The sequence below is a fragment of the Clavibacter vidaverae genome (assembly GCF_047529985.1).
GTDB lineage: Bacteria > Actinomycetota > Actinomycetes > Actinomycetales > Microbacteriaceae > Clavibacter > Clavibacter nebraskensis_A.
In genome coordinates, this window is the sequence record NZ_JBLJAM010000001.1 from 916,622 (window position 1) to 942,842 (window position 26,221).

Genomic DNA, 26,221 nt, shown 5'->3' on the forward strand with positions numbered 1-26,221 from the left:
GCCGGCGGCCACGTCCGCCCACAGTGAACGCCGCGGGGCCGCGCGGGCCGGTGCCCTAACCTCGGAGGAGCACCGTCGCATCCGACGCATCGAAAGGCACCTCCCGTGGAAATCCGTATCGGCCTCGTCAACACCGCCCGCGAGCTCTCCTTCACCACCAAGCAGACGCCCGAGGAGGTCCAGCGGACCGTCACGGACGCCGTCCGCGACTCCTCGCCCTTCATCTCCTTCACCGACGACAAGGGCGCCACGCACCTCGCCGTCACCGCCCACCTCGCCTACGTGGAGCTCGGCAGCGCCGACGCCCCGCGCATCGGCTTCGTCCGCTAGCCCGACGCCCGTGGAGCTCCTGTTCGTCGCGCTCTTCGGCGCCCTCCTCGGCCTCGTCTCGCGCTACGCGCTCCCCCACCGCGCCACGCACGGCGCGCTGCTGGTGCCCGCGGTCGGCACGGCCGCCGCGATGGCCGCGTGGGTCGCGCTGACCTGGGCGGGCCTCCGCTGGGACCAGGGCGTCATCTGGATCGCGACGCTCGGGATCGCGGCGCTCGTCGCGGTGGGCGTCGACCTCGCCGTCGGACGCCGTCGCGCCGCGGCCGACGCGCGCGACCTGGCGGCCATCGGCGGCTGATCCGCCCCGCACGACACGACGCCCGGCCCCATAGGGGAGCCGGGCGTCGTCGTGTCCGGGGCGCTGCCCGGGTCAGGCCGTGAGGCCGAGCGCGTCCATCCGGCGGGTGTGCGCCGTGATGATGCCGGCGAACACGGGCTCGAGGTGCACGCGCGCGTCGTCCGGGTCGGCGAGCGAGGCCCGCATGGCCGTGCCCGCGACGAGGAGCGTGTCGCCGACGAGCCGGCGGCCCCACATGGCGAGGCGCGAGGCGAGGCGCGGGTCGCGGCGGATCCCGGCGCGCACCGCGTCCACGATCCCCTGCTGCCCGACGCCCGAGGACAGCAGCACGACGACGCGCTGGCGCTGGTCCGACGGCAGGCCCGAGGCGAGGCGCACGAAGAAGTCGTCGAGGAGACCCGTGGTGATGTAGGAGGAGAGCAGGCTCTCGTACCAGTCGGCGCCCGTGACCGTGACGGTGAAGCGGTCGAAGGCGTCGCGGTGCGGCTCCATCACGGCGCTCGGCTCGCCGCCCAGCCGCTTGATCTCCGCGGCGAGCGCCTGGTGCTTCCCGAGCGCGATGCCGGCGGCCGTGGAGACGGCCTCCTTGCCCGCGAGGTCGGGCGCCTCGGTGACGGCGCGCGACAGCGTCTCGAAGACGGTGAGCTGCAGGTACGCGACGGCGCCGAGGAAGCGGAGGCTGTCGGGCGAGAAGTCGTCCACGCTCACGGTCGGCGACGCGACTCGACGCTTCGACTCGCCGCGGGACCTGACCCGGGGCGCCTCGATCGTCGTCGACCGGCGTCCGAACATCTTGAGCACGTGGCCAGTGTAAAGGGCGGCGGAGGCCGCGTCCGGGCCCCCGCCCGCTAAACTCGCCCGTGGTCCCTCAACGGAAGGGCCCCATCGCGCCCGCAGAGAAGCAGTCCGGGCGTGGACCGCACCGCTAGACAGGGCACAACGTGACTTTCACCGAACTGAACATCGACGAGGACATGGTCCAGGCTCTCGCCGACCACGGCATCCTCGAACCCTTCCCCATCCAGGAGCAGACCATCCCCCTGGCGCTCTCCGGCCAGGACATCATCGGCCAGGCCAAGACGGGCACCGGCAAGACCTTCGGCTTCGGCCTCCCGCTCATCCAGCGGCTCGGCCTCACGCCGGAGCCCGGCGTGCAGGCCCTCGTGGTCGTGCCGACCCGCGAGCTCGCCGTGCAGGTGACCGAGGACCTCCAGATCGCCACCGCGCACCGCGCCACCACCGTCGTCTCCATCTACGGCGGCAAGGCGTACGAGGGCCAGATCGAGCAGCTCAAGGCGGGCGCGCAGATCGTCGTCGGCACGCCGGGCCGCCTGCTCGACCTCGTCGGCCAGCGCCTCCTGTCGCTCTCGGGCGTCCGCGAGATGGTGCTCGACGAGGCCGACAAGATGCTCGACCTGGGCTTCCTCTCGGACATCGAGAAGCTGTTCGCGCAGACCCCGGCCGTGCGCCACACGATGCTGTTCTCGGCCACCATGCCGGGCCCGATCGTCGCGCTCGCCCGCCGCTTCATGACGAAGCCGATCCACATCCGCGCGACGGACCCCGACGAGGGCCTCATGCAGGCGAACATCCGCCACCTCGTCTACCGCGCGCACAACATGGACAAGGACGAGGTCATCGGCCGCATCCTCCAGGCCGAGGGCCGCGGCAAGACTGTGATCTTCACGCGCACCAAGCGCGCGGCCGCCCGCCTCGTCGAGGAGCTCAACGACCGCGGCTTCAACGCCGCCGCCGTGCACGGCGACCTCAACCAGGAGCAGCGCGAGCGCGCCATGGCCGCGTTCAAGGCCGGCAAGAAGGACATCCTCATCGCCACCGACGTGGCGGCGCGCGGCATCGACGTGCTCGACGTCACCCACGTGATCAACCACACCATCCCCGAGGACGACAAGGCGTACCTGCACCGCGTCGGGCGCACGGGCCGCGCGGGCAAGACCGGCATCGCGGTCACGTTCGTCGACTGGGACGACCTGCACAAGTGGGCGCTCATCAACCGCGCCCTCGAGTTCGGCCAGCCGGAGCCCACCGAGACGTACTCGTCGTCGCCGCACCTCTTCACCGACCTCGACATCCCGGCCGGATCCAAGGGCCGCCTCCGCGCGACCCCCACGGTCAACCCCGACGGCACCCCGCGCGAGCGTCCCGGCAGCCGCGGCTCCGACGGGGGGCGCGACGGCGGCCGCTCGGGCGGACGCGACGGCGGCCGTGGCGGCGACCGCTCCGGCGGACGCGGCGGCGAGCGCTCCGGCGAGCGCGCGCCCGACCGCGGCGGCGAGCGCACGCGCACCCGCACCATCAGCACGGGCTCCGGCCCGGCCGACGCCACCTCGGCCATCGGCAGCGAGCAGCCGAACACGGCCGGCGGCCACGACGCGCCGCACGCCGACGGCCAGACCCGTCCGCGATCGCGCAACCGCCGCCGTCGCTCGGGCGGCGACCGCCCGACCGCCACGTCGTAGCGCAGGCCGCACGGACGACGAGAGGGGCCGCATCCATCCGGATGCGGCCCCTCTCCCGCGTGCGGCGGATGCGGCGGCGCGTCGTGGGACGACGCGCTCGGCTCGCCTCAGGCCGCGGGCACCGGCACGACCGGCGCCCAGCCCGTGGCCCGCTCGACGATGCGCGCGAGCACGGCGGGCTCGGTCGTGTTCTCCGCGAGCCGGTTGGGCTTGCCCGCGCCGTGGTAGTCGCTGGATCCCGTCACCTCGAGCCCGAAGCGCTCCGCGAGCTCCGTGAGGCGCACGCGTGACGCGGGCGGGTTGTCGCGGTGCCGCACCTCGAGCCCGAACAGGCCCGCGGCGACGAGCGCCGTCATCCGCGAGTCCGACAGCACGCGCTCGGGGCCGCGGGCGCCGGGGTGCGCGAGGACGGCGAGGCCGCCGGCCGCGGTGATCAGCTCGACGCCGAGGATCGGATCCGGCGCGTAGTGGGGCCGGTAGTAGCCGCCCTGCCAGTGCAGGATGCTCTCGAATGCGGCCGTGCGCGTGGGCACGTGGCCGCGGGCGACGAGCGCGTCGGCGATGTGGGGCCGGCCGATGGTGCTGCCGGGCGTGGTCTGCGCGAGCACGTCGGCCCAGGTGAGGGCGTAGTCGCGGGAGATGCGGCCGACCATCGCCTCGGCGCGGGTCATGCGCTCGGAGCGGACGCGCGCGGTCATGGCCGCGAGGTCGGCGTCGCGGGGATCGAAGAGGTACGCGAGGACGTGCACGCTCGCGTACTCGAGCTGCGTGCTCATCTCCATGCCCGGCACGAGCGTGATCCCGTGCGCGAGCGCGGCGTCGGTGGCCTCCGACCAGCCCGCGGTCGAGTCGTGGTCGGTGAGCGCGACGGCCGAGAGGCCCTGCGCCGCGGCCTGCGCGACGAGCTCCGCGGGGGCCTCGGTGCCGTCGGAGACGGAGCTGTGCGTGTGCAGGTCGATGGGACCCTGCTGCTCCTCCGGCATCCCGCCATCCTACGCGGCGGCCTCCCGCCGCCCCGCCCACGGGCGCCCGCGGCGGCGCTCTCCCAGAGAGCCGCCATAGTGTGGATCGCGTCATGGGTCGGGTCGTCGGAGCAGCAGTCATCCTCATCACCGCAGCCGGGCTCCTCGTCATCACGTGGCCCCAGCTCCTCGGGCTCGAGCAGACGTACCTGGTCGCCCACGCCGTCGCCATCCGCGGCGGGCTGGTCGCCGCGGCGGCCGCCGTGCTCGTGCTGACCCTGATCCTCTGCCTCGCGATCCGCCCCGGCCGCCGCCTCCTCGGCGGGCTGGCCCTGCTGCTGGTGGCCTTCATCGGCGCGAACTCCGCCGTCCTCGCCACGCGCGGCCTCGGCGACACGGCCTTCGCCGAGCCGCAGGACGCCGACGTCACGGTGCTCTCCTGGAACACCCTGGGCGGCGCGACGGGCGCCCGCGCGGTGGCCGACCTCGCGATCGAGTCCGGGGCCGACGTGATCACCCTCCCCGAGACGCGCGAGGAGACGGGCGCCGAGATCGCCGTCATGATGCGCGACGCCGGGCGCCCCATGTGGGTGCGCACCGCCGCCTTCGACGACGTGGCCGCGGCCCGGTCCACCACCATCCTCATCAGCGCGGCCTACGGCGACTACCGGCTCGACGAGTCGCGCGGCACCACGAGCGTCCTGCCCACCGTCATCATGGAGCCGGTCGACGGGAACGGGCCGGTCATCATGGCCGTGCACCCGGTCTCCCCCATCCCCGAGCAGATGGACAACTGGCGCGCCGACCTCGCCTGGCTCGGCCAGCGGTGCGACGAGGGCAACGTGATCATCGCGGGTGACTTCAACGCCACCCTCGACCACATGAGCCGCTACGGCGGCAGCCCCACCGAGCGCGACCAGGTCACCGACCTCGGGAAGTGCGTGGACGCGGCGCGCGCCTCGGGCAACGCCGCCGTCGGGACCTGGCCCACCGGGATCCCCGCGCTCCTCGGCACGCCCATCGACCACATCATGGCGACGCCCGGGTGGCAGGTCACCGGCTTCCGCGTGGTCGAGGACCGCGACGGCGCTGGGAGCGACCACCGGCCGATCGTCGCGCAGCTCACGCCCCTGCGCTGACCCGCCGCGTCCTGCCCTCCGTGGCCCCGCGGCCAGGTGGGATGATCGACGGATGGCCGAGAACACCGACACCGCGTCCGAGACCACCGCAGCCGACATCGCCGCCGACCCGGCCGCGCCGCTCGCGACGACCGAGACCGCGGCCCCCGCGGTCACCGCACCGGCGGGGGCTCCCGCTCCCGGATCCGGGGACGCGCCGATCCCCCGCGCCACCTCGAACCGCAGCACCACGCCCGCGAGCACCGCGTTCAGCGACTTCGTGTCCACGAGCTGGGCCGACCGCGAGGAGGCGGACCCGCCCGCCCGCGAGCAGGCGCCCTTCGCCGCCGACCGCCGCCGCCGCCTCTCCGCCCTCCACGTCGGCACGCGCCTCGTGATCCCCGCGGGCCGCCTCAAGCAGCGCAGCAACGACACCGACTACCCCTTCCGCGCCCACTCCGCGTTCGCGCACCTCACCGGCTGGGGCGCCGACAGCGAGCCGGGCGCCGTCCTGGTGCTCGAGCCCGTGGCCGCGGGATCCGCCGCCGACGGCTCCGCGCACGAGGCGACCCTGTACTTCCGCGAGCGCGCCGGCCGCGACAGCGACGAGTTCTACGCGAACGCCGAGATCGGCGAGTTCTGGATCGGCCCGCGCCCGTCGCTCCGCCAGGTCGCCGCCGACCTCGCCATCGCGACCGCGCCGCTCGCCGACGTCGACGCCGCCATCGCGGCCCCGGGCGCCGTCCGCGTGATCCGCGAGGCCGACCCCGCGCTCGCGGCCCGCGTCGACGACGCCCGCGCCGCGGCGGCCGACGCGGGCTCCCAGGACGACGCGGCCGACGGCGACGCCGTACTCGCCCGCGACGCCAGCGAGCTCCGCCTGGTGAAGGACGACTACGAGATCCGCCAGATGCGCGAGGCCGTCGACACCACGGGCCGCGGATTCTCCGACGTGATCGCCGACATGGGCGCCGTCACGGCGCACGCGCGCGGCGAGCGCGTCGTCGAGGGCGTCTTCAACGCGCGCGCCCGGGCCGACGGCAACGCGGTGGGCTACGACACCATCGCGGCGTCGGGCCCGCACGCCTGCATCCTGCACTGGACCCGCAACGACGGCCGCGTCGTGCCGGGCGACCTGATCCTCATCGACGCCGGCGTCGAGCTCGACAGCCTCTACACGGCCGACATCACCCGCACGCTCCCCGTCTCCGGCACCTTCACCGACGTGCAGCGCGAGGTCTACGAGGCCGTGCGCGAGGCGGCCGACGCGGCCCTCGCGATCGTGCGCCCCGGGATCCGCTTCCGCGAGGTGCACGCGGCCGCCATGGAGGTCATCGCGCGCAAGGCCGCCGACTGGGGCATGCTCCCCGTCACGGCGGAGGAGGCGCTCGAGGCCGACAACCAGCACCACCGCCGCTACATGGTGCACGGCACGAGCCACCACCTCGGACTCGACGTGCACGACTGCGCGCAGGCCCGTCGCGACATGTACATCGACGGGATCGTGGAGGCGGGCATGGTCTTCACCATCGAGCCGGGCCTCTACTTCCAGCCGGACGACCTCACGGTGCCGGAGCGCTTCCGCGGCATCGGCGTGCGCATCGAGGACGACATCCTCGTGACGCGCGACGGCGCGGAGAACCTGTCCGTCGGGATCCCGCGCACGGCGGACGACGTCGAGGCGTGGATGGCGGGTCGGGCCTAGCCGCTTCTGCGGGCGGGTCGCGCCGGGTCAGGACCCCGGCGTGCCCTGCTCGCCGACCGGCCGATCGGTGGACGCGGGCGGCGCGGTCGGCTCCGGGGCGTCGGATCCGCCCGCCTCGGGCACGCGCTCCCCGTACCGGCCGACGGGCCGCGACGTCGGGGCCGCGGCGGGCGGCGGCGTGACGACGGGCTCGCCGTGGACCGACGTGCCGGCCCCGCCGATGCCCAGCACGTTGCGCGCCCGGTTCAGCGAGTCGGGCTCCACGACGACCGAGTAGCTCGTGGCCGTGACCTGCATCACCGAGGTGAAGTCGCGGCGGCGGCGCGTGATGCTGTAGCTCACGATGCCGAAGATGGCGCCGAAGCCGACGCCGATGATGACCGCCCCGATGACCGAGGAGATGTTCGGCACGGGCGAGAAGAGGAAGGTCACGAGTCCGAGGAAGAGGCCGAGCCACGCGCCGCTCGCCGCGCCGGCCGCGGCCGCCCGCGCAGAGGTGAGCTTGCCGGTGACGCGCTCGACGCTCGTCAGCTCGTTGCCCACGATGCTCACCTGCGTCACCGGGAAGTCCGCCTCGGCGAGCGTCACGACGGCCTTCTGCGCCTCGTCGTAGGTCTCGTACGTGGCCACGGGCTCGCCCGTCGGCAGCTTCGGCATCCGTGCGCGGGAGGGGCGTCCGAGGAGGGGGTTGCTCACCCGTCCAGTCTTCCACGGGGGGCCGGGCGGGTGCTGGGCGAGCGACTAGATTGACTCTGTGAGCGCCTCCCGAGTCTTCGTCGCCCGGCTCGCCGGGTGCAGCGTGTTCGACCCCGCAGGCGACCGCGTCGGGCGCGTGCGCGACGTGCTCGTCGTCTACCGCAAGGACGATCCGCCGCGCGTCGTGGGGCTCATCGTCGAGATCCCCGGCAAGCGCCGCGTGTTCCTCTCCATCGGGCGCGTCACGAGCATCGGCTCCGGGCAGATCATCACGACCGGCCTCATCAACCTGCGCCGCTTCGAGCAGCGCGGCGGCGAGGTGCGCGTCATCGCCGAGGTCCTCGGGCGTCGCGTGCGGCTGCGCGACGGATCCGGCACCGCGGTCATCGAGGACGTCGCGATCGAGGAGTCCGGGCAGGCCGAGTGGGAGGTCTCGCAGCTCTTCTGCCGCCGTCCCCGCACCAGCCCCTCCCCCTTCGCCAAGGGCGCCACGATCTTCGCGACGTGGGACGAGGTCGCCGAGCTCCAGGACGCGGGCGTCGCCCAGTCCGCCTCGCAGTTCCTCGCCGCCTACTCCGACCTGCTGCCCGCCGACCTCGCCAACACCCTGCTCGACCTGCCGCAGGCCCGCCGCCTCGAGGTCGCCGAGGAGCTGCCCGACGCGCGCCTCGCCGACGTGCTCGAGGAGATGCCGGAGTCGCAGCAGGTGGAGATCATGGCCACCCTCGACGACGACCGCGCGGCCGACGTGCTCGACCAGATGCAGCCGGACGACGCGGCCGACCTCATCGCGCAGCTGTCCGAGGAGCGCGGCGAGGCCCTGCTCGAGCTCATGCAGCCCGAGGAGGCGGACGACGTCCGCATGCTCCTCAGCTACGCGCCCGACACCGCGGGCGGCCTCATGACCACGGATCCCGTCATCGTCTCGGGCGACGCGACCGTCGCGGAGGGCCTCGCGCTCATCCGCCGGCACGAGCTCGCGCCCACGCTGGGCGCCGCGGTGTGCGTCACGCTGCCGCCGTACGAGCCGCCCACCGGCCGCTTCCTCGGCATGGTGCACTTCCAGCGGATGCTGCGCTACCCGCCGCACGAGCGCCTCGGCACCCTGCTCGACCAAGGGCTCGAACCCGTGCGCGCCGACACGAGCGCGGCCGAGGTGTCCCGCATCATGGCGAGCTACAACCTCGTCTCGGTGCCCGTGGTGGACGAGAACCACCGCCTGGTCGGCGTCGTCACGATCGACGACGTGCTCGACCACCTGCTGCCGGACGACTGGCGCAGCGCCGACGCGGAACGCGAGACGCGCAAGCGCGCGACCGCCCGGTTCCACGGCACGGCCACGGCCGCCATCCCCACCGCAGGACCACGACGAGGACGGAGGATCCCCCGTGGCACGGCAGAGTAACCGCGACGTCCGCCTGGACGCCCCCAAGGGGCTCCGCACGACCGTCCTCCCGATGCGCAACCGCCCGAGCCGCGACCGCTTCGGCCGCTTCACCGAGTCCATCGCCCGCGGCATGGGCACGCCGTGGTTCCTGGTGGGCCTCACCCTGTTCTGCGTCGCCTGGATCGGGTACAACACCTACGGCCCCGAGTCGGCGCGCTTCGACTCCGCGGCCCTCGGCTTCACGGCGCTGACGCTGATCCTGTCGCTGCAGGCCTCGTACGCGGCCCCGCTGATCCTCCTCGCGCAGAACCGGCAGGACGACCGCGACCGCGTGCAGATCGAGCAGGACCGGCAGCGTGCCGAGCGCAACGTGGCCGACGTCGAGTACCTCGCCCGCGAGGTCGTGTCGCTGCGCCTGCAGATGAAGGACGTCGCCTCGAAGGACTTCATCCGCGCCGAGCTCCGTCAGCTCCTCGAGGAGCTCGACCGGCGCGACGACCCCGAGGCGGACGACGCCGAGGGGTCCGGGGCCCGCAGGACGCATGGCCGCTGAGGCCGCCGGCACCGGGCCGCTGACCGCGGACGCCGTCCGTCGGGCGCTCGCCCGCGTGGTGGATCCCGAGATCCGCCGCCCCATCACCGAGCTCGACATGGTCTCCGACGTGCGCGTGGCGGACGGCGGCGTGGCGCACGTCGACATCGCGCTCACGATCGTGGGCTGCCCGGCCGCCACCTCCATCGAGCGCGACGTACGCGAGACGGTCGAGGCCGTGCCGGGCGTCGCGCGGCTGGAGCTCACGGTCGGCGTGATGAGCCCCGAGCGCCGCCGCGCCCTCACCGAGCGGCTGCGCGGTCCCGCCGCCCAGCGCGGGATCCCCTTCGGCCCCGACAGCCTCACGCGCGTCTACGCCGTCACGAGCGGCAAGGGCGGCGTCGGCAAGTCCACGCTCACGGCCAACCTCGCGGTCGCGCTCGCGGCCAAGGGCCTCGCGGTCGGCCTCGTCGACGCCGACGTGCACGGCTTCTCGATCCCCGGGATCCTCGGCCTCGTCGACGCCGACGGCCGCACGGCCCAGCCCACGCGCGTCGGCGACATGATCCTGCCGCCCGTGGCGCACGGCGTGAAGGTCATCTCGATCGGCATGTTCCTGGATCCGGACGCCACCGGCGGCACGGCCGTATCGTGGCGCGGGCCGATGCTGCACCGCACGATCCAGCAGTTCCTCACGGACGTGTTCTTCGGCGACCTCGACGTGCTGCTGCTCGACCTGCCGCCGGGCACGGGCGACGTCGCGATCACGGTGGGCCAGCTCCTCCCGCACGCGGAGGTCCTGGTCGTCACGACCCCGCAACCGGCCGCGGCCGACGTGGCCGAGCGCAGCGGCCTGGTCGCGCGGCAGACGGGCCAGCGCGTCGCGGGCGTCGTCGAGAACATGGCCGGGTTCGCCCAGCCCGACGGATCCGTGCTCGAGCTCTTCGGGGCGGGCGGCGGCGCGGAGGTCGCACGCCGGCTGTCCGTCGGCCAGGACGCGCCCGTACCGCTCCTCGCGAGCGTCCCGCTGAGCGTGGCGCTGCGCCAGGGAGGCGACTCCGGTGCGCCGCTCGTGCTGGCGGCGCCCGAGGATCCGGCCTCCGCGCAGATCCTGCGCGTCGCCGACCACCTGGCCTCGCGCGGTCGCGGCCTCGCCGGCCGGCGGCTCGGCCTGTCCGTCTCCTAGGCCGCGCGTCCTCGCGGCGCACTGCGAGCCCCGGACATGCCAGGAGGACGGCAGCCCGCGGGCTGCCGTCCTCCTGGGTGCTGCTGCGCGTCCTCGTTAGACGTGGCTGCGGTGCGTGCGCGTCGGCACGGCGCGGTAGCCGTCGCGCGCGGTGACGACGACGGTGCCGGCGATGGCGGAGACGGAGAGGGCGGCGACGGCGATGAGGAAGACGGTCATGGTGGTGCTCCTGCGGGAAGGCGGATGGCGGCGCATTCCGCCGCACGACCATGACACCACCCGGCATCGTTCAGGACAAGCTCATAGTCCTTGCCCCACTGTGTAGCCTGACTGCATGGACATCCGCCGCCTCGAGCTCCTCCGCGAGCTCGCGGACCGCGGGAGCGTCGGCGCCGTCGCCCGGGCCGCCGGACGCACGCCGTCGGCCGTCTCGCAGCAGCTCAAGGTGCTCGAGCGGGAGGCGGGCGTGCCCCTCACCGAGCGCTCGGGACGCGGGATCGTGCTCACCGACGCCGGACGCGCGCTCGCCCGGACGGCCACCGACATCGCGGTCGCGGTCGCCCGCGCCGAGGCGCTCTGGGAGGACTTCCGGCACCAGCCGTCGGGCGAGGTCACGCTCGCGACCTTCCCCACCGCCGCGCAGATGCTGCTGCCGGGGCTCCTCGACCGCGTCGCGGCCATCCCCGACCTCACCCTGCGCGCCAGCGACCGGGATCCGCCGTCGCGCGCGTTCGCCGACCTCACGGCCGACTTCGACGTCGTCATCGCGCACTCGCTCGCGGGCGCCGGCACGTGGCGCGGGCTCGGCCTCGTCATCGTGCCGCTCATGGTCGAGCCGCTCGACGTGGCGATGCCGTCGGACCACCGCCTCGCCCAGCGCGCGTCCGTCAGCCCCGCCGACCTCAGCGGCGAGCCGTGGATCGGCGTGCCGCAGGGCCTGCCGTTCGACCGGATCCTCCTCGACATCGAGCAGGCCGTCGGCGCGCCCGCGCGCGTGGTGCAGCGGTTCAGCGACACGCGCATCACGGAGTCGCTCGTGGCGTCGGGCCACGGGATCGCGCTGCTGCCGCGCTACACGGCGGGCGAGCACGACGGCGTGGTGGTGAAGCGGCTGTCCGGGGTCGCCTCGAAGCGGCACCTGCACGTGCTGCTGCGACCGGATCGCGCCGAGCGCCCGTCGGTGCGGGCGGTGGTCGACGCGCTCCGCGAGGAGGCCCGCGCGGTGGACGCCCGCTTCAGCGGCACGGCCTGATCCCCCGCATCACGGGAAGGGCGGCGGCGCGAGCGCCGGCGGGACGCGTCAGGTGGCCTCGGCGTCGAACGGCGCGGGCTGGGCGGACGCCGCGGCGGCCTCGCGCTCCAGGCGCTGGCGACGCGCGATCGTGGTCTCGACGGGGACGCGCGGCTTCGTGACCACAGGCTCGTCATCGAACAGCGCCTCCTTGATGATGCGGCGCGGGTCGTACTGGCGCGGGTCGAGCTTCTTCCAGTCGACCTCGTCGAACTCCGGCCCCAGCTCGTCGCGCATGCGCTCGCGCGCCCCGGTGGCCATGCGGCGGGCCGCCTTCACCAGATCCGCGAGCTTCTGGGTGTAGACCGGCAGCCGCTCGGGGCCGAGCAGGAACACGGCGATGATGCCGATGAGCATCAGCTTCTCGAACGTCAGGCCGAACATGATCACAGGCTAGTCGGTCGATGCCCGATATCCGCCCGGGTGCGGGGTCCGGTCCGCGCGGCGCGTCCCCCGGGTCCTCGGCGGACAGGGCGCCGGTCGGACGACCGCCCGCGGGCCGATACCCTGGGGACCCGGAAGAGGGAGGTGCCGCGTGTCCGACCAGGAGACCGGGTGGAAGTTCGCCGAGGACGTCGTCGTCGAGGACGAGCACATCGCCCTGGCCCGCCAGCACTCCCGGGAGCTCGGCATCGAGGCCGTCTCCCCCGCCGTCGGCGCGCAGCTCTCGCTCCTCGCGGCCGCGACGCGCGCCACGAGCGTCATCGAGATCGGCACGGGCGCCGGCGTCTCCGGACTCTGCATCTTCCGGGGCGCGCCCCGCGCGATCCTCACCAGCATCGACGTCGAGTTCGACCACCAGCAGGCCGCGCGCGAGATCCTCGCCGACGCCGAGGTGCCCGCCAACCGCGTGCGCCTCATCACGGGCCGCGCGCTCGACGTGCTGCCGCGCATGAGCGACGCGAGCTACGACCTGGTGCTCGTGGACGCGGATCCGGCGCAGGTCATCGAGTACGTCGAGCACGGCCTCCGCCTCGCGCGCACCGGCGGCCTCGTCCTCGTGCCGCACGCCCTCTGGCGCGGCCGCGTGCAGAACCCCGCCGCGCGTGACGCGCAGACCGCCGCGTTCCGCACCCTCGTGCAGGAGACGGCGGGCTCGGGCGCCGTCGTCGCCGCGCTCTCCCCGGCGGGCGACGGCCTGCTCCAGATCGCCAAGACCGGCCGCTGACCCCCGCGGGTCGTCGGCCGGACACAGCACCGCCCGCCCCGTCGACGACGGGGCGGGCGGTGTCGCGTGATGCGCTCTGGACTAGCTCGCGCTGGTGACCGCGGCGAGGGCGTCGTGAAGCTCCTTCGCTTCGGCGTCGTTGACGGAGACGACGAGTCGTCCGCCTCCCTCCAAGGGCACGCGCACGATGATGAGCCTGCCCTCCTTCACGGCCTCCATCGGTCCGTCGCCGGTCCTGGGCTTCATGGCTGCCATTCGGCTCCCCTTTCGTGGATGTGCATCCATTATCCCGCATGGATGCGCACCCCGACGAACGCGCGGCTGCGTGCTACGGCCGTCGCGCCCCCGGGCGACCTGCGGAGGGGGCGCCGCCGGGGCGCCCGCGGCGTGCGCGCGACGGGATCACGGTGGCGTCCAGTCGCCGACGGTGGCGCGCCAGATGAGGTCGATCCAGAGCCACTGGCCCGCGACCATGGCGAGCACGACGGCGACGCGGTAGGCGCGCGACCGCGGCACGGCGAGCGCGCCGGCCAGCGGGATCATGGGCAGCAGCAGGCGGAAGAGGCTCGACTGCGGGAAGAAGACGGCGAACAGGTAGAGGCCGTAGGAGGCGAGCCAGATGCGGAGCTCGGGGCCGAGGGCGCGCACGGACGGGCGCGTGAGGATCAGCGCGAAGGCCGCCACCACGAGGACGACCGCGATCGCGCCCGCGATGCCGCCGATCCAGAAGTCGCCCGCGTCGAACCACGCCTCGAACGGGACGAGGTGGCGGTAGCCGACGTACGCCGCCCGCCAGGAGAGCTCGGTGTCGGTGTAGGCGCTGATCGAACCCGTGCGGATCCACGCGACGACGGGCCACGCCGCGCCCGCCGTCGCGGCCGAGGTCGCCGCGAGGACGAGCCGGGCGCGCTCCCCCGCGGGGAACGGATCACGGCGGGCGGTGGCCAGGCGGTGGACGCCGTGCAGCAGCAGGGCGAGCGCGAACGCCAGACCGAGCGGCCGGGTGAAGGCCATCACGACGACCACCGGGACGAGCAGCAGGTACCGGCGCTCGACCAGGAGCAGCAGGGCCGTGACGAGCAGCAGCGTCTGGAGGCTCTCGGCGTACGCGACCTGGAACATGGGCGACACGGGCGCGACGCACACGATCACGACCGCCAGCAGCGCGGACGACGGGGACAGGAAGCGCGCCAGCAGCCGGTGCAGCACCAGCACCGCGCCCGCCCCGGCGACGACCGAGACGGCGACGCCCGCCACGCCGAACGGCACGCCCGTGGCGTCCTGGACGGCGCGCACGAGGGCTGGGTACATGGGCATGAACGCCCACGCGTTCACCTGCACGTGGCCCGCGGCGTCGACGGGCAGGACGGTCGGGTAGCCCGACGTGGCGACGTCGCGGTACCAGCCGGCGTCCCAGAACGTCGCGAACTGGAGGTAGGACGGCGAGGCGGGCGCCCACGGGCTGCGGATCTGGCTGCGGGCCGAGACGAGCATCAGCACGGTGGTGAGCACGCGGCTCGCGAGGTAGACGCCGAGGACGGCCGCCCACCAGGGCACGCGGGCGGAGGACCGGGCATCCGGCAGGTCGTGCGGCGCCGGGCGCCGGACCGTCCGGGTCAGCGCGCGGTCAGCCACGCCCGGAGGCCGCGCTCGCACGACGTGATCTGCGCCACGTCGACGCGCTCGTCGTCGTGGTGGGCGAGGAGCGGATCCCCGGGGCCGTAGTTCACGGCCGGGACGCCGAGCGCGCTGAAGCGGGCCACGTCGGTCCAGCCGTACTTGGGGCGTGCCTCGCCGCCCACCGCCGCGAGGAACGGCTGCGCGATCTCGGCGTCGAGGCCGGGCCGCGCGCCCTCGGCGAGGTCGACGACCGTGACCTCGAAGCCCGGGAAGAGGCTCGTCACGTGCTCCACGGCCTCGGCGCCCGAGCGGCTGGGGGCGAAGCGGTAGTTGACGTGCACCATGGCCTCGTCGGGGATCACGTTGCCCGCGATGCCGCCGGAGACGCCGACCGCGTTGAGGCCCTCGCGGTACACCAGGCCGTCGACCTCGACCTCGCGCGCCTCGTAGGAGGCGAGGGTGGCGAGCACGGGGGCGATGCGGTGGATGGCGTTCTCGCCCACCCAGGAGCGCGCCGAGTGCGAGCGCTTCCCGAACGCCCGGACCTCGACGCGGAGGTTGCCGTTGCAGCCGCCCTCGATCTCGGCGCGGGTGGGCTCGCCGAGGATCGCGAAGTCGCCCTCGAGGAGGTCCGGGCGGGTGCGCGCGAGGCGGCCGAGGCCGTTGAGGCTGTCGGAGACCTCCTCGTGGTCGTACCAGATCCAGGTGATGTCGTAGGCGGGATCCGCGAGCTCGGCCGCGAGCACCAGCTGCACGGCGACGCCCGCCTTCATGTCGACGGTGCCGCGGCCCCAGAGGTACTCGACGCCGCCCTCGTGCTCGGTGCGCGTGGGCAGGTTGCGGTTGAGCGGGACGGTGTCGATGTGGCCGGCGATGACGACGCGGCGGTCGCGGCCGAGGTGCGTGCGGGCGATGACCGCGTCGCCGTCGCGCTCCACCTGGAGGTGCGCGCAGCCGGCGAGCGCGCGCTCGATGGCGTCGGCCAGGGTCGCCTCGTCGCCCGAGACGGACTCGATGTCGCAGATCGCGCGGGTGACCTCGACGCTCCCGGCGGTCAGGTCGAGCACGGGCACGGCGGGCGTCTCGGTCGGCATGACCGACATCCTAGGTCGGGGGCGGGACGCGGTCCTGGGGAGGACCCGGGTCCGGCCATGGCGGTCGGTACGCTGGCCGCATGGCCTCCCCCGCTTCGCCCTCGTCCGCCGCGCCCGCCACCGGATCCGCCTGGGGCTACGGCCTCGCGACCGTCGCCTCCGACGGCACGGTGCTCGACACGTGGTTCCCGGCGCCCGAGCTCGGCACCCTGCCCGCGGGACGCGACCGCTGGATCGCGCCGGCCTGGATCGAGGAGCTCGCGGTCGCCGACCCGCGCCGCGGCGTGACGGTCGACATCGTGACCGTCGAGATCGACCTGCAGGCCGCGCCCGCCTCGACGCCCGACGCCTACCTCCGCCTGCACCTGCTCAGCCACCTGCTCGTGGCGCCGAACACGATCTCCCTCGACGGGATCTTCGGCCACCTCCCCATCGTCGTGTGGACGAACGCGGGCCCCGTGCACCCCGACGACTTCGACCGGCTGCGCCCGTCGCTCCAGCGCGCGGGCATCGCCGCACACGGCGTGGACAAGTTCCCGCGCCTGCTCGACTACGTCACGCCCGACCGCGTGCGCATCGCCGACGCGTCGCGCGTGCGGCTCGGCGCGCACCTCTCCCCCGGGACGACCGTGATGCACGAGGGCTTCGTCAACTTCAACGCCGGCACGCTCGGCGCGTCGATGGTCGAGGGGCGGATCTCGCAGGGCGTCGTCGTCGGCGACGGCTCGGACGTCGGCGGCGGCGCCTCCATCATGGGCACGCTCTCGGGCGGCGGCACGGAGCGCGTCGTCATCGGGGAGCGCGCCCTCCTCGGCGCCAACTCGGGCGTCGGCATCTCCATCGGCGACGACAGCGTCGTGGAGGCCGGGCTCTACGTGACGGCCGGCACCAAGGTCCGGCTCGCGGGCGAGGCGCCCACCGCCGACGGCACCGCGCCGCACGTGAAGGCCGTCGAGCTGTCGGGCCGGCCCGGGATCCTGTTCCGCCGCAACTCGCTCACCGGCGCCGTCGAGGCGGTGCCGCGGCGCGGCGGCGGCTCGATCCTCAACGACGCCCTGCACGCGTAGCGGCGGCCGAGCGGAGGGTCAGCGGCGCAGGCCCCGGCGGCGGGGTGCGGGCACGTCGGCGGGCGGGTCGATCCGCAGCACGTCGACCACGACGGCCGTCACGTTGTCGCGTCCGCCGTTGTCGAGCGCGTGCTCGACGAGGGCGCGCACGGCCGTCGCCGCGTCGTCCGCGTGCAGCAGGTGCTCGCGGATCTCGGCGTCCGCCAGCTCCTTCGTCAGCCCGTCGGAGCAGACCAGCAGCCGCAGGCGCGCGGTCACCGGCAGCAGCCAGTAGTCGGCCTCGGCCGCGTCGCCGACCCCGACCGCGCGCGTGATGATGTTGCCGTCGGGGTGGCGGTCGGCCTGCGCGCGCGTGATCCGGCCGGCGTCCACCATCTCCTGCACGACCGAGTGGTCGACCGTCACCTGCTCGAGCACGTCCCCGCGCAGCTGGTACACGCGCGAGTCCCCCACGTTGAAGACGGCCCAGTACGGCCGGTCGGAGACGAGCGTGAGGCACGCGCCCGTCACGGTCGTGCCGGCGTGCAGCTCGAGGTCGCCGGTCTCCTCGCGGATGTCGTCGACGGCCAGCTCGAGCGCGGGCTCGACGCCCTCGGGATCCGCGAACCCGCCCTCGGCGCGGCCCTGCTCGTCCGCGAGGCGGCGGATCACGGCGTCGCTCGCCACGTCGCCGGCCGCGTGTCCGCCCATGCCGTCCGCGACGACGAAGTACGGGACGGCGGCGAGGTGGCTGTCCTCGTTGTGGTCGCGGCGGAGGCCGCGGTCGGTGGCCGACGCCCAGCCGAGCACGAGCGTGCGTCCGTCGGGCAGCTCGAGGGCGCGCTCCACGACGTCGGCGCCGATGGCGGTCATCGGGCGGCCAGGATCTCGAGGACGACGCCGTCGCCGATGTCCACGCGGGTGCCGGGCACGACCACGAGCGACTCCCCCGGCCGGAGCGCGAGGCGGTCGGCACCGGGCGCCAGCACCGCGGTGCCGTTGGTGGATCCGAGGTCGGTGACCACGATCGCGCCGGACTCCTGTCGGATGGCCACGTGCGTGCCGGAGATCTCGCCGAGCGGCGAGGGCACCGTCACGAGCCGCGGCTCCGCGCCGCGGACGACGCGCGGCGGACGCGGACGGCGCCCCACGATCACCGGCGGGTCGAGGGGGATGCGCTCGGCGTCGTCGTCACCCGTCTCGGTGCCGGGCACCGCGCGGTCGCGGAGGATCCGGACGGCGTGCACCGCGCGCACGACGGCCTCGTCGGGGGCGACGGGGATGGCGGCGGTGGGGACGCTCGTGGCCCGCACGCGGGCGGCGGCCTCGGCGTCGTCGACGAGGGCGGTCTCGGCGGCGGGTGCGGCGGGTGCGGGCGCCGGAGCGGCCACGTTCCCGGGATCGTCGGACGCCGCGTCGGCGCCGACCTGTCCGCCGAGGCGCCACGTCACCGCGTCGGCGGCCACCGCACCGGCCACCAGCGGGAGCGCGCCCGGGACGGCGACGGACGCGGGCGCTGCGGCGTGCCCCACGCGGTACGCGCGCACGCGGTCGAGCGCGGCCAGGTAGAAGGGGACCACCCCGCGGGCGTCCACGCGGCGCGGGCCGTCCGCGGCGCCGCCGTCGGCGTCCACCACGGCGTCGCCGCGCAGCACGATCTGGAGGCGCACGCCGTCGGGCCCCGCGTCCTCGTGCACGAGCACGGCGAAGGACCCGACCTCGTCCGGACCCCGCAACGGCAGCGCCGCGACCAGGGACTCGGCGACGGCGGACGGGTCCGACGCGACGCGCCACAGCTCCTCGACCACGCGGGCCGGGGCGCCGTCGGGCAGCACGACGACCACGCGGGGCGTGACGACCGCGACGCCGACGGATCCCGCGCCGACGCGAGCGGATCGGTGGGAGCCCTCGCTCACGTCATCGGCTCCATCGAGGGTCGGCGCCCGGTGGGGCGGTGGGCGCCGGGCCTCGGGCGGCCGGACGCGCTGAGAGGGATCCTACCGCGCGCGCGACCCCCGGCCGAGGGGCGGCGCCGTCGGCGGCCATGGGACGATCGAGGGGCATCCGGCCCGCCGGAGGGGACGCGCGCCGCGGATCCGGTTGCCCGGCCCCCGCCGGGCTGTCATGCTCGTGCGATGAGCACGCCGCAGCGCCCCTCCGCCCGCGGGCTCCCCGTCGACGCGATCTCCCGCTCCATCGTCGAGCAGCTGCGCGAGGACGGCCGTCGGTCGTACGCCGAGATCGGCAAGGCCGTCGGGCTGAGCGAGGCGGCGGTCCGGCAGCGCGTGCAGAAGCTCACCGACGCCGGCGTGATCCGCATCGTGGCGCTCACCGACCCGCAGCAGCTCGGCCTCACCCGGCAGGCCATGATCGGCGTCACCGTGAGCGGCGACGTGCGCGTGGTCGCGGACGCCCTCGCGGCCATCCCCGCGGTCGACTACGTGGTGATGACCGCGGGCACCTTCGACCTCCTCGCCGAGGTGGTGTGCGAGGACGACGAGGAGCTCGTCGAGCTCCTCAACGCGCGGATCCGGGCGCTCGAGGGCGTCGTGAGCACCGAGACGTTCGTATACCTCAAGGTCCACACGCAGGACGGGCACGGGCGCTCCCGGTGACGCCGGCGCCGCTCCCCGCCTCCTCCCCCGACGCCTCGCCCGCGTCCATTCCCCCCGGCCTCCGCGCCGTGCCGGGGCTCCGTCCGCGCCGTCGTACCGTCGCGGCATGACGCCCTCCCCCGCTCCCGCCCTCGCCCCCGCTCCTCCCACCGCCTCCCGCGTGCCCGATGCGGACCCGCGCGTGCCGCTGCCTCCCGCACGCGGCGCCCTCCCGCCCGGGGCCGCGCTCCTGCGGGTGCCGTCGCCCGTCGGCCGCCTCGAGCTCGTCGCCGAGGGCGACCGGATCCTCTCGCTCTCCATCGCGACCGCGGACCGGCTGCCGCTCGACCACCTCGACGACCGGCCCAGCCCGGTGCTGCAGGAGGCCGCCCGACAGCTCGAGGAGTGGTTCGCCGGCCGCCGGCAGACGTTCGACGTGCCCGTCCGCCTCGCCGGGACGCCGTTCCAGGTCGCGGTCTGGGAGGCGCTCCTCCGCGTCCCCCACGGCGGCGTCACCACGTACGGCGCCCTCGCGCAGGCCGCGGGTCGGCCGGGCGGCGCCCGCGCGGTCGGCGGCGCCGTCGGGGCGAACCGGCTCTGCATCCTGGTGCCCTGCCACCGCGTGCTCGGCGCCGACGGACGCGTCACGGGCTTCAGCGCGGGCGACGGCGTCGCCACGAAGGTGCGGTTGCTGGCCGTCGAGGGATCGGTGCTGCCGTCATGAGCCGGGCCTCGCTCGCGGTGGGCGACGACGGCCTGGCGCGCTGCGCGTGGTCCGCGGCGGATCCCGAGTACCGCAGGTACCACGACGAGGAGTGGGGCCGTCCGCTGCACGGCGACCGGCCGCTGTTCGAGAAGCTCTGCCTCGAGGGCTTCCAGGCGGGGCTCTCGTGGATCACGATCCTCCGCAAGCGCCCCCGGTTCCGCGAGGTCTTCCACGGCTTCGACGTCGACGCCGTCGCCGCGATGGACGAGGACGACGTGGAGCGACTCATGGGCGACGCGGGCATCATCCGCAACCGCGCCAAGATCCTCGCGGCCTCCGGCAACGCCCGGGCCGTCCGGGCGCTGATCGACGAGCGCGGGGACGGCGCGCTCGACCGCCTGGTCTGGGCGCACGCGTCCGACCCCGCATCGCGGCCGCGGCCCGCGACCGCCGACGACATCCCCGCCGTCACGCCCGAGTCCACCGCCCTCAGCCGCGAGCTCAAGGCACACGGGCTGCGGTTCGTCGGCCCCACGACGGTCTACGCGCTCATGCAGTCCTCGGGCCTCGTCGACGACCACGTCGTCGGCTGCCACCGGGCCGCCTGACACCGCTCCGCGCGCGGCACGACGCAGCCGGACTCCGGGGCTCGCGGGCTCGCGGGAGCGGGCTTCCGCGGAGGATGCGGGGAGAGCTCAGTGCGAGGCAGCCACCAGCACGAGCTCGCCGGACGCGCCGCGCGTGAGCTCGATGCCGGCGCCCTCGGCCCACTCGAGCAGCTCGGCGACCGAGGCGAGGTCCTGCCCGCCCTCGATCAGCGTGCGGACCAGCTCGCCCTTCGCCTTCTTGTTGAAGTGGTTCAGTGCGCGCACGGTGCCGTCCGCGCCGCGGGCGACGACGCGCACCACGGCGGAGTCCTCGTGGCCCGGTCGCGGGCCGAGCGCCGCGTACCCGTCGGAGCGGAGGTCGAGGACGAGGCCCGGCACACCCTCCAGCGCGCGACGCACCGATGCGACCCAGTGCGCCTTCATCCGGAGGCCCGGCACGCGGCTGTCGTGCGAGAGGCGGTACGCCGGGACGGGATCGGTCGCCATCACGGGCCCGAGCAGAGCCGAGTGCACGGCCACGTGCCGCCCGGCGAAGGCCAGCTGCGCGGCGTCCAGCGCGTCCGCCCCGATGGGGTCGTAGAGCACGCCCGTGTAGCGCAGCAGCGCCGGCATGGTCGGGGACGACTCGAGGAGCCGGTTCCGCTCCACCTCCCCCGCCTGGCGCGGGCCGAGCTTGAGGGCGCGCGCCGCGGCCTCGGGATCCCGGGCGAGGTCGGCGACCGCGCGGACGATCGTGCGCCGCTCGGCCGTCAGCTCGGGGAACGCGAGCCGGTCGAGGTCCAGGCGGGAACCCTCGGCCCCGCCGTCGCGCTTCGTCTCGGACGGGGGCAGCAGGACGAGCACGGGACCTCCGGGATCGGACGGGAAGGAGAGGGAGGACGGGATCGCGGGAGAGCAGCGACGGCGGAGCGGGGCGGAACTGCGGCGGCACGCGCGCCGCCCGGACGCACGACGGCGGACGGCCCCCGAGGGGACCGTCCGCCGTCGGACGGACGTGACGCTACGCGACCAGTGCGGCCTTGCGCGCGACCACGGTCACGTTGTCGTTCTCCACCGAGAGGAAGCCCTCGTCGGCGTCGGCCGTGATCACGGCGCCGCCGTCCTGCGTGATGCGGACGTTGCCGGTCGCGAGGATCGCCAGGAGCGGCTCGTGACCGGCGAGGATGCCGATCTCGCCCTCGCTGGTGCGCGCGACGACCATGGACGCCTGGCCCGACCAGACCTGCTGGTCGGCGGAGACCACGGTCACCGTGAGATCAGCGCGGGCCATGTCAGCCGTTCTCCTTCTGGATCTCGGACCAGCGGCGGTCGACGTCGTCGAGGTCGCCCACGTTGAAGAACGCCTGCTCGGCGACGTGGTCGTACTCGCCGTCCGCGATCTTCGAGAAGGACTCGATGGTGTTCTTCAGCGGGACGGTCGATCCCTCGACGCCCGTGAACTTCTTCGCCATGTACGTGTTCTGCGAGAGGAACTGCTGGATGCGGCGCGCACGCGACACCGTGACCTTGTCCTCCTCGGAGAGCTCGTCGACGCCGAGGATCGCGATGATCTCCTGCAGCTCCTTGTTCTTCTGCAGGATCGCCTTGACGCGGGTGGCCGTGTCGTAGTGCGCCTGGCCCAGGTACCGCGGGTCGAGGATGCGGCTGGTGGACGTCAGCGGGTCGACGGCCGGGTAGAGGCCGCGCGAGGCGATCTCGCGGCTGAGCTCCGTGGTCGCGTCGAGGTGCGCGAACGTGGTGGCCGGTGCCGGGTCGGTGTAGTCGTCCGCGGGGACGTAGATGGCCTGCAGCGAGGTGATGCTGTGGCCGCGGGTCGACGTGATGCGCTCCTGGAGCACGCCCATCTCGTCCGCGAGGTTCGGCTGGTAGCCCACCGCGGACGGCATGCGGCCGAGCAGCGTGGAGACCTCGGAGCCGGCCTGCGTGAAGCGGAAGATGTTGTCGATGAAGAGCAGCACGTCCTGGTTCTTCACGTCGCGGAAGTACTCCGCCATCGTGAGCGCGGACAGGGCGACGCGCAGGCGCGTTCCCGGCGGCTCGTCCATCTGGCCGAAGACCAACGCGGTCTTGTCGAAGACGCCGGCCTCCTCCATCTCCATGATGAGGTCGTTGCCCTCACGCGTGCGCTCGCCGACGCCGGCGAACACGGATACGCCGCCGTGGTCCTGCGCGACGCGCTGGATCATCTCCTGGATGAGGACGGTCTTGCCGACGCCCGCGCCGCCGAACAGGCCGATCTTGCCGCCCTGCACGTACGGGGTGAGGAGGTCGATGACCTTGATGCCGGTCTCGAACAGCTGCGTCTTGGACTCCAGCTGGTCGAACATCGGGGGCTTGCGGTGGATGGGCCAGCGCTCGGTGATCTCGATCGGCTCGCCGCCGACGTTGTTCAGGATGTCGCCCGTGACGTTGAAGACCTTGCCCTTGGTGACGTCGCCGACCGGCACCGAGATGGCGGCACCCGTGTCGCGCACCTCCTGGCCGCGGACGAGGCCGTCCGTGGGCTTCAGGGCGATGGCGCGCACGACGTCGTCGCCGAGGTGCAGCGCGATCTCGAGGGTGATCTCCGTCGACTCCCCGTCGAGGGTGATCGTCGTCTTGAGGGCGTTGTAGACCGGGGGGATCGAGTCGTGCGGGAACTCGATGTCCACGACCGGGCCGGTGACGCGGACGATGCGTCCGACGCCGGCCACGCTGTCGCTGGCGACCGGCGCAGTGGCGGTGTCAGTCATTGATGTCTCTCTTCTTCATTCGTGGAGCGTGGGTTACTTGGATGTGGCGAGCGCGTCCGCGCCGCCGACGATCTCGGAGATCTGCTGCGTGATCTCGGTCTGGCGCGCGTTGTTCCGCAGCCGCGTGTAGGTGGTCACGAGCTTGTCGGCGTTGTCGCTCGCCGACTTCATGGCCTTCTGGCGCGCGGCGTGCTCGGAGGCGGCCGACTGCAGCATCGCGTTGAAGATGCGGCTCTCGATGTAGACGGGCAGCAGCGCGTCGAGCACGTCGCCCACCTCGGGCTCGAACTCGTAGAGCGGCAGGACGGCGCCCTCGCCGGGCGCCTCCACCCCCTCGACGACCTCGAGCGGCAGCAGCCGGACGACCTCGGGCTTCTGCGTGGCGATCGACACGAAGCGGTTGAAGACGATGTGGATCTCGTCCACCCCGCCCTCGGACGCCGGCGTCACGAACTTCTCCACGAGCGCGTCGCCGATCGACTTCGCGGTCTCGAACTCGGGCTTCTCCGTGCTCCCCGTCCAGATGCGCTCCGAGGAGCGCTTGCGGAACTTGAAGTACCCCACGGACTTGCGGCCCACGAGGTAGTACACGATGTCCTTGCCCTGCGAGCGGAGGAGCTCGGCGAGCTGCTCCGACTCCTTCAGGACGCTGGAGCTGAACGCGCCGGCGAGGCCGCGGTCGGAGGCGAAGATGACGATCGCCGCCCGCTCCACCTTCTCGGGCTCGGTCGTGAGGATGTGGTCGACGTTGGAGAACGTCGCCACCGCCGAGACCGCGCGCGTGACCGCGCGGGAGTACGGCGCGGACGCCGCCATCCGCTGCTGCGCCTTCTGGATGCGCGACGCGGAGATCAGCTCCATCGCGCGGGTGATCTTCTTCGTCGTCTGCGCGGACTTGATCTTCTGCGTGTAGACCCGGAGTTGCGCTCCCATGAGTCTCCCTATCGGTCTCGGTCGGTGGCGGATCGGTGAGGCGAGCGCGTCAGCGCTTGCCCTTGACGATCTGCTCCTGGTTGACGTCCTCGGCCTTGGCGGGCTCGAACCTCTCGGATCCCACCGAGGCGAGCGGCTTGCCCTCGCCCGTCTGGAACTCGAGCTTGAACTGGTCCACGGCCTTGTCGAGGGCGTCGGTGATGTCGTCGGTGAGGACGTTCTTCTCCTTGAGCTGCGACAGCACCTCCGTGTTGCGGTGGAGGTGGTCGAGCAGCTCGCGCTCGAAGCGGAGGATGTCCTCGACGGGGACCTCGTCGAGCTTGCCCTTCGTGCCCGCCCAGATCGAGACGACCTGCTCCTCGATGGGGAACGGCGAGTACTGGGGCTGCTTGAGCAGCTCGGTGAGGCGCGCGCCGCGGGCGAGCTGGCGACGGCTGGCCGCGTCGAGGTCGGACGCGAAGATCGCGAACGCCTCGAGGGAGCGGTACTGCGCGAGCTCGAGCTTGAGCGTGCCGGAGACCTTCTTGATGCTCTTCACCTGGGCGTCGCCGCCGACGCGGGACACCGAGATGCCGACGTCCACCGCGGGACGCTGGTTCGCGTTGAACAGGTCCGACTGGAGGAAGATCTGGCCGTCGGTGATGGAGATCACGTTGGTCGGGATGTACGCCGAGACGTCGTTCGCCTTCGTCTCGATGATGGGCAGGCCCGTCATCGACCCGGCGCCCAGCTCGTCCGAGAGCTTGGCGCAGCGCTCGAGCAGGCGGGAGTGCAGGTAGAACACGTCGCCGGGGTACGCCTCGCGTCCCGGCGGGCGGCGCAGGAGGAGCGAGACGGCGCGGTAGGCCTCGGCCTGCTTGGACAGGTCGTCGAAGATGATGAGGACGTGCTTGCCGCCGTACATCCAGTGCTGGCCGATGGCCGAGCCGGTGTAGGGCGCCAGGTACTTGAAGCCGGCGGGGTCGGACGCGGGGGACGCGACGATGGTCGTGTACTCCATGGCGCCGGCCTCCTCGAGGGCGCCGCGCACGGAGGCGATGGTCGAGCCCTTCTGGCCGATGGCGACGTAGATGCAGCGCACCTGCTTGTTGGTGTCGCCGGACTCCCAGTTGGCCTTCTGGTTGATGATCGTGTCGATCGCGATGGCCGTCTTGCCGGTCTGGCGGTCGCCGATGATGAGCTGGCGCTGGCCGCGGCCGATCGGGATCATGGCGTCGATGGCCTTGATGCCGGTCTGCATGGGCTCGTGCACGCTCTTGCGCTGCATGACGCCGGGCGCCTGGAGCTCGAGCGCGCGGCGGCCCTCGGTGGCGATCTCGCCCTGGCCGTCGATGGGGTTGCCCAGCGGGTCCACGACGCGGCCGAGGTAGCCGTCGCCGACGGGGACGGAGAGCACCTCGCCGGTGCGGCGCACCTCCATGCCCTCCTCGATGCCGGCGAACTCGCCGAGCACGATGACGCCGATCTCGCTCTCCTCGAGGTTCTGGGCGAGGCCCAGGGTCCCGTCGGCGAACGTGATGAGCTCGTTGGCCATGACGCCGGGCAGGCCCTGCACGTGGGCGATTCCGTCGCCCGCGTCGAGCACGTAGCCGACCTCTTCGGTCGAGGCCTTGCCGGGCTCGTAGGACTGGACGAAGTCCTTGAGCGCGTCCCGGATCTCGTCGGGGCTGATCGAAAGTTCTGCCATCTTCTTTCCCTTTGCATTCACGAGAGCGGACGGCTCCCGAGGTGACGC

The 26,221-nt window shown here is 73.7% G+C and carries 29 protein-coding genes; 14 read left to right on the forward strand and 15 right to left on the reverse strand.

Annotated elements, in window-relative coordinates:
• Nucleotides 1-105 precede the first annotated feature (105 nt).
• A complete protein-coding gene (locus ACMT9T_RS04215; protein WP_012037881.1) occupies nt 106-330 on the forward strand; it encodes a DUF3107 domain-containing protein in 225 nt (74 codons plus the stop codon).
• 10 nt (nt 331-340) lie between these two features.
• The gene (locus ACMT9T_RS04220) at nt 341-628 is read left to right on the forward strand and encodes a hypothetical protein (protein ID WP_414744383.1); all 288 of its coding nucleotides are present in this window, start codon (nt 341-343) and stop codon (nt 626-628) included.
• 72 nt (nt 629-700) lie between these two features.
• On the opposite strand, the gene ACMT9T_RS04225 is transcribed toward ACMT9T_RS04220, so the two are convergent.
• Nucleotides 701-1,420, reverse strand: coding sequence for a ferritin-like fold-containing protein (locus tag ACMT9T_RS04225; protein WP_414745855.1), 720 nt, complete (start codon nt 1,418-1,420; stop codon nt 701-703).
• 149 nt (nt 1,421-1,569) lie between these two features.
• Between ACMT9T_RS04225 and ACMT9T_RS04230 the strand changes: the two genes are divergently transcribed.
• Nucleotides 1,570-3,108 (forward strand): DEAD/DEAH box helicase, encoded by a 1,539-nt coding sequence (locus ACMT9T_RS04230; RefSeq protein WP_414744384.1) that lies wholly within the window; start codon nt 1,570-1,572, stop codon nt 3,106-3,108.
• A 107-nt stretch (nt 3,109-3,215) separates the two neighbouring features.
• On the opposite strand, the gene ACMT9T_RS04235 is transcribed toward ACMT9T_RS04230, so the two are convergent.
• Nucleotides 3,216-4,091 (reverse strand): PHP domain-containing protein, encoded by an 876-nt coding sequence (locus tag ACMT9T_RS04235; protein WP_414744385.1) that lies wholly within the window; start codon nt 4,089-4,091, stop codon nt 3,216-3,218.
• Nucleotides 4,092-4,183: 92 nt separating this feature from the next.
• Between ACMT9T_RS04235 and ACMT9T_RS04240 the strand changes: the two genes are divergently transcribed.
• Nucleotides 4,184-5,209, forward strand: coding sequence for an endonuclease/exonuclease/phosphatase family protein (locus ACMT9T_RS04240; protein WP_414744386.1), 1,026 nt, complete (start codon nt 4,184-4,186; stop codon nt 5,207-5,209).
• Between the two features lie 52 nt (nt 5,210-5,261).
• Complete coding sequence (locus tag ACMT9T_RS04245) at nt 5,262-6,893, forward strand: aminopeptidase P family protein (protein ID WP_414744387.1); 1,632 nt, start codon at nt 5,262-5,264, stop codon at nt 6,891-6,893.
• 27 nt (nt 6,894-6,920) lie between these two features.
• On the opposite strand, the gene ACMT9T_RS04250 is transcribed toward ACMT9T_RS04245, so the two are convergent.
• Nucleotides 6,921-7,589 (reverse strand): general stress protein, encoded by a 669-nt coding sequence (locus ACMT9T_RS04250; protein ID WP_414744388.1) that lies wholly within the window; start codon nt 7,587-7,589, stop codon nt 6,921-6,923.
• 58 nt (nt 7,590-7,647) lie between these two features.
• Here ACMT9T_RS04250 and ACMT9T_RS04255 point away from each other — a divergent pair, with 58 nt between their 5' ends.
• The 3 genes from ACMT9T_RS04255 to ACMT9T_RS04265 are packed head-to-tail and all read left to right on the forward strand — an operon-like array spanning nt 7,648 to nt 10,694.
• On the forward strand, nt 7,648-8,994 hold the full coding sequence (locus ACMT9T_RS04255; RefSeq protein ID WP_116054821.1) for a magnesium transporter MgtE N-terminal domain-containing protein: 1,347 nt from the start codon (nt 7,648-7,650) through the stop codon (nt 8,992-8,994).
• Entirely contained in the window at nt 8,978-9,529 is a 552-nt protein-coding gene (locus tag ACMT9T_RS04260) for a DUF1003 domain-containing protein (RefSeq protein WP_116054820.1), read from the forward strand. Before ACMT9T_RS04255 ends, ACMT9T_RS04260 begins: the two co-directional genes overlap by 17 nt.
• A complete protein-coding gene (locus ACMT9T_RS04265) occupies nt 9,519-10,694 on the forward strand; it encodes an Mrp/NBP35 family ATP-binding protein (RefSeq protein WP_414744389.1) in 1,176 nt (391 codons plus the stop codon). Before ACMT9T_RS04260 ends, ACMT9T_RS04265 begins: the two co-directional genes overlap by 11 nt.
• 96 nt (nt 10,695-10,790) lie before the next feature.
• Here ACMT9T_RS04265 and ACMT9T_RS04270 read toward each other — a convergent pair whose 3' ends face one another.
• Nucleotides 10,791-10,913 carry a hypothetical protein gene (locus ACMT9T_RS04270; protein WP_255414062.1) on the reverse strand — a complete coding sequence of 41 codons (123 nt, stop codon included), beginning with the start codon at nt 10,911-10,913 and terminating at the stop codon, nt 10,791-10,793.
• Between the two features lie 115 nt (nt 10,914-11,028).
• On the opposite strand from ACMT9T_RS04270, the gene ACMT9T_RS04275 reads away from it, so the two are divergent.
• On the forward strand, nt 11,029-11,946 hold the full coding sequence (locus ACMT9T_RS04275; RefSeq protein ID WP_414744390.1) for a LysR family transcriptional regulator: 918 nt from the start codon (nt 11,029-11,031) through the stop codon (nt 11,944-11,946).
• A gap of 48 nt (nt 11,947-11,994) precedes the next feature.
• Here ACMT9T_RS04275 and ACMT9T_RS04280 read toward each other — a convergent pair whose 3' ends face one another.
• Entirely contained in the window at nt 11,995-12,369 is a 375-nt protein-coding gene (locus tag ACMT9T_RS04280; RefSeq protein ID WP_414744391.1) for a twin-arginine translocase TatA/TatE family subunit, read from the reverse strand.
• A gap of 151 nt (nt 12,370-12,520) precedes the next feature.
• On the opposite strand from ACMT9T_RS04280, the gene ACMT9T_RS04285 reads away from it, so the two are divergent.
• On the forward strand, nt 12,521-13,153 hold the full coding sequence (locus tag ACMT9T_RS04285) for an O-methyltransferase (RefSeq protein ID WP_414744392.1): 633 nt from the start codon (nt 12,521-12,523) through the stop codon (nt 13,151-13,153).
• Between the two features lie 81 nt (nt 13,154-13,234).
• Here the strand turns inward: ACMT9T_RS04285 and ACMT9T_RS04290 are convergent, their stop codons facing one another.
• From ACMT9T_RS04290 to dapE, 3 genes are all read right to left on the reverse strand, one after another.
• Nucleotides 13,235-13,408 (reverse strand): DUF3117 domain-containing protein, encoded by a 174-nt coding sequence (locus ACMT9T_RS04290; RefSeq protein WP_012037866.1) that lies wholly within the window; start codon nt 13,406-13,408, stop codon nt 13,235-13,237.
• A gap of 147 nt (nt 13,409-13,555) precedes the next feature.
• Complete coding sequence (locus tag ACMT9T_RS04295) at nt 13,556-14,788, reverse strand: hypothetical protein (RefSeq protein WP_414744393.1); 1,233 nt, start codon at nt 14,786-14,788, stop codon at nt 13,556-13,558.
• Nucleotides 14,770-15,867: a succinyl-diaminopimelate desuccinylase gene (gene dapE, locus ACMT9T_RS04300; protein WP_414744394.1), complete on the reverse strand. Its 1,098-nt coding sequence runs from the start codon at nt 15,865-15,867 to the stop codon at nt 14,770-14,772. Before dapE ends, ACMT9T_RS04295 begins: the two co-directional genes overlap by 19 nt.
• 80 nt (nt 15,868-15,947) lie before the next feature.
• On the opposite strand from dapE, the gene dapD reads away from it, so the two are divergent.
• Nucleotides 15,948-16,934 carry a 2,3,4,5-tetrahydropyridine-2,6-dicarboxylate N-succinyltransferase gene (gene dapD / locus ACMT9T_RS04305; RefSeq protein ID WP_414744395.1) on the forward strand — a complete coding sequence of 329 codons (987 nt, stop codon included), beginning with the start codon at nt 15,948-15,950 and terminating at the stop codon, nt 16,932-16,934.
• A gap of 18 nt (nt 16,935-16,952) precedes the next feature.
• Here the strand turns inward: dapD and ACMT9T_RS04310 are convergent, their stop codons facing one another.
• Both ACMT9T_RS04310 and ACMT9T_RS04315 read right to left on the reverse strand, forming a co-directional pair.
• The gene (locus ACMT9T_RS04310; RefSeq protein WP_414744396.1) at nt 16,953-17,786 is read right to left on the reverse strand and encodes a PP2C family protein-serine/threonine phosphatase; all 834 of its coding nucleotides are present in this window, start codon (nt 17,784-17,786) and stop codon (nt 16,953-16,955) included.
• Nucleotides 17,783-18,829, reverse strand: coding sequence for an FHA domain-containing protein (locus tag ACMT9T_RS04315; protein ID WP_414744397.1), 1,047 nt, complete (start codon nt 18,827-18,829; stop codon nt 17,783-17,785). The genes ACMT9T_RS04310 and ACMT9T_RS04315 overlap by 4 nt, the downstream gene beginning before the upstream one ends.
• Nucleotides 18,830-19,048: 219 nt before the next feature.
• Between ACMT9T_RS04315 and ACMT9T_RS04320 the strand changes: the two genes are divergently transcribed.
• The 3 genes from ACMT9T_RS04320 (at nt 19,049) to ACMT9T_RS04330 (ending at nt 20,821) form a co-directional block, all read left to right on the forward strand.
• The gene (locus ACMT9T_RS04320; RefSeq protein ID WP_116054806.1) at nt 19,049-19,528 is read left to right on the forward strand and encodes an Lrp/AsnC family transcriptional regulator; all 480 of its coding nucleotides are present in this window, start codon (nt 19,049-19,051) and stop codon (nt 19,526-19,528) included.
• Nucleotides 19,529-19,634: 106 nt separating this feature from the next.
• On the forward strand, nt 19,635-20,231 hold the full coding sequence (locus ACMT9T_RS04325) for a methylated-DNA--[protein]-cysteine S-methyltransferase (RefSeq protein WP_414744398.1): 597 nt from the start codon (nt 19,635-19,637) through the stop codon (nt 20,229-20,231).
• Nucleotides 20,228-20,821, forward strand: a complete 594-nt coding sequence (locus ACMT9T_RS04330) for a DNA-3-methyladenine glycosylase I (RefSeq protein WP_414744399.1) — start codon at nt 20,228-20,230, stop codon at nt 20,819-20,821. The genes ACMT9T_RS04325 and ACMT9T_RS04330 overlap by 4 nt, the downstream gene beginning before the upstream one ends.
• An 87-nt stretch (nt 20,822-20,908) precedes the next feature.
• Here ACMT9T_RS04330 and yaaA read toward each other — a convergent pair whose 3' ends face one another.
• From yaaA to atpA, 5 genes are all read right to left on the reverse strand, one after another.
• Nucleotides 20,909-21,664 carry a peroxide stress protein YaaA gene (gene yaaA / locus ACMT9T_RS04335; protein WP_414744400.1) on the reverse strand — a complete coding sequence of 252 codons (756 nt, stop codon included), beginning with the start codon at nt 21,662-21,664 and terminating at the stop codon, nt 20,909-20,911.
• 157 nt (nt 21,665-21,821) lie between these two features.
• A complete protein-coding gene (locus ACMT9T_RS04340; RefSeq protein ID WP_012037856.1) occupies nt 21,822-22,091 on the reverse strand; it encodes a F0F1 ATP synthase subunit epsilon in 270 nt (89 codons plus the stop codon).
• Nucleotide 22,092: 1 nt separating this feature from the next.
• Nucleotides 22,093-23,553 (reverse strand): F0F1 ATP synthase subunit beta, encoded by a 1,461-nt coding sequence (atpD, locus tag ACMT9T_RS04345; RefSeq protein WP_414744401.1) that lies wholly within the window; start codon nt 23,551-23,553, stop codon nt 22,093-22,095.
• Between the two features lie 33 nt (nt 23,554-23,586).
• Nucleotides 23,587-24,486, reverse strand: coding sequence for a F0F1 ATP synthase subunit gamma (locus tag ACMT9T_RS04350; protein ID WP_414744402.1), 900 nt, complete (start codon nt 24,484-24,486; stop codon nt 23,587-23,589).
• A gap of 49 nt (nt 24,487-24,535) precedes the next feature.
• On the reverse strand, nt 24,536-26,173 hold the full coding sequence (gene atpA, locus ACMT9T_RS04355) for a F0F1 ATP synthase subunit alpha (protein ID WP_414744403.1): 1,638 nt from the start codon (nt 26,171-26,173) through the stop codon (nt 24,536-24,538).
• Nucleotides 26,174-26,221 lie beyond the last annotated feature (48 nt).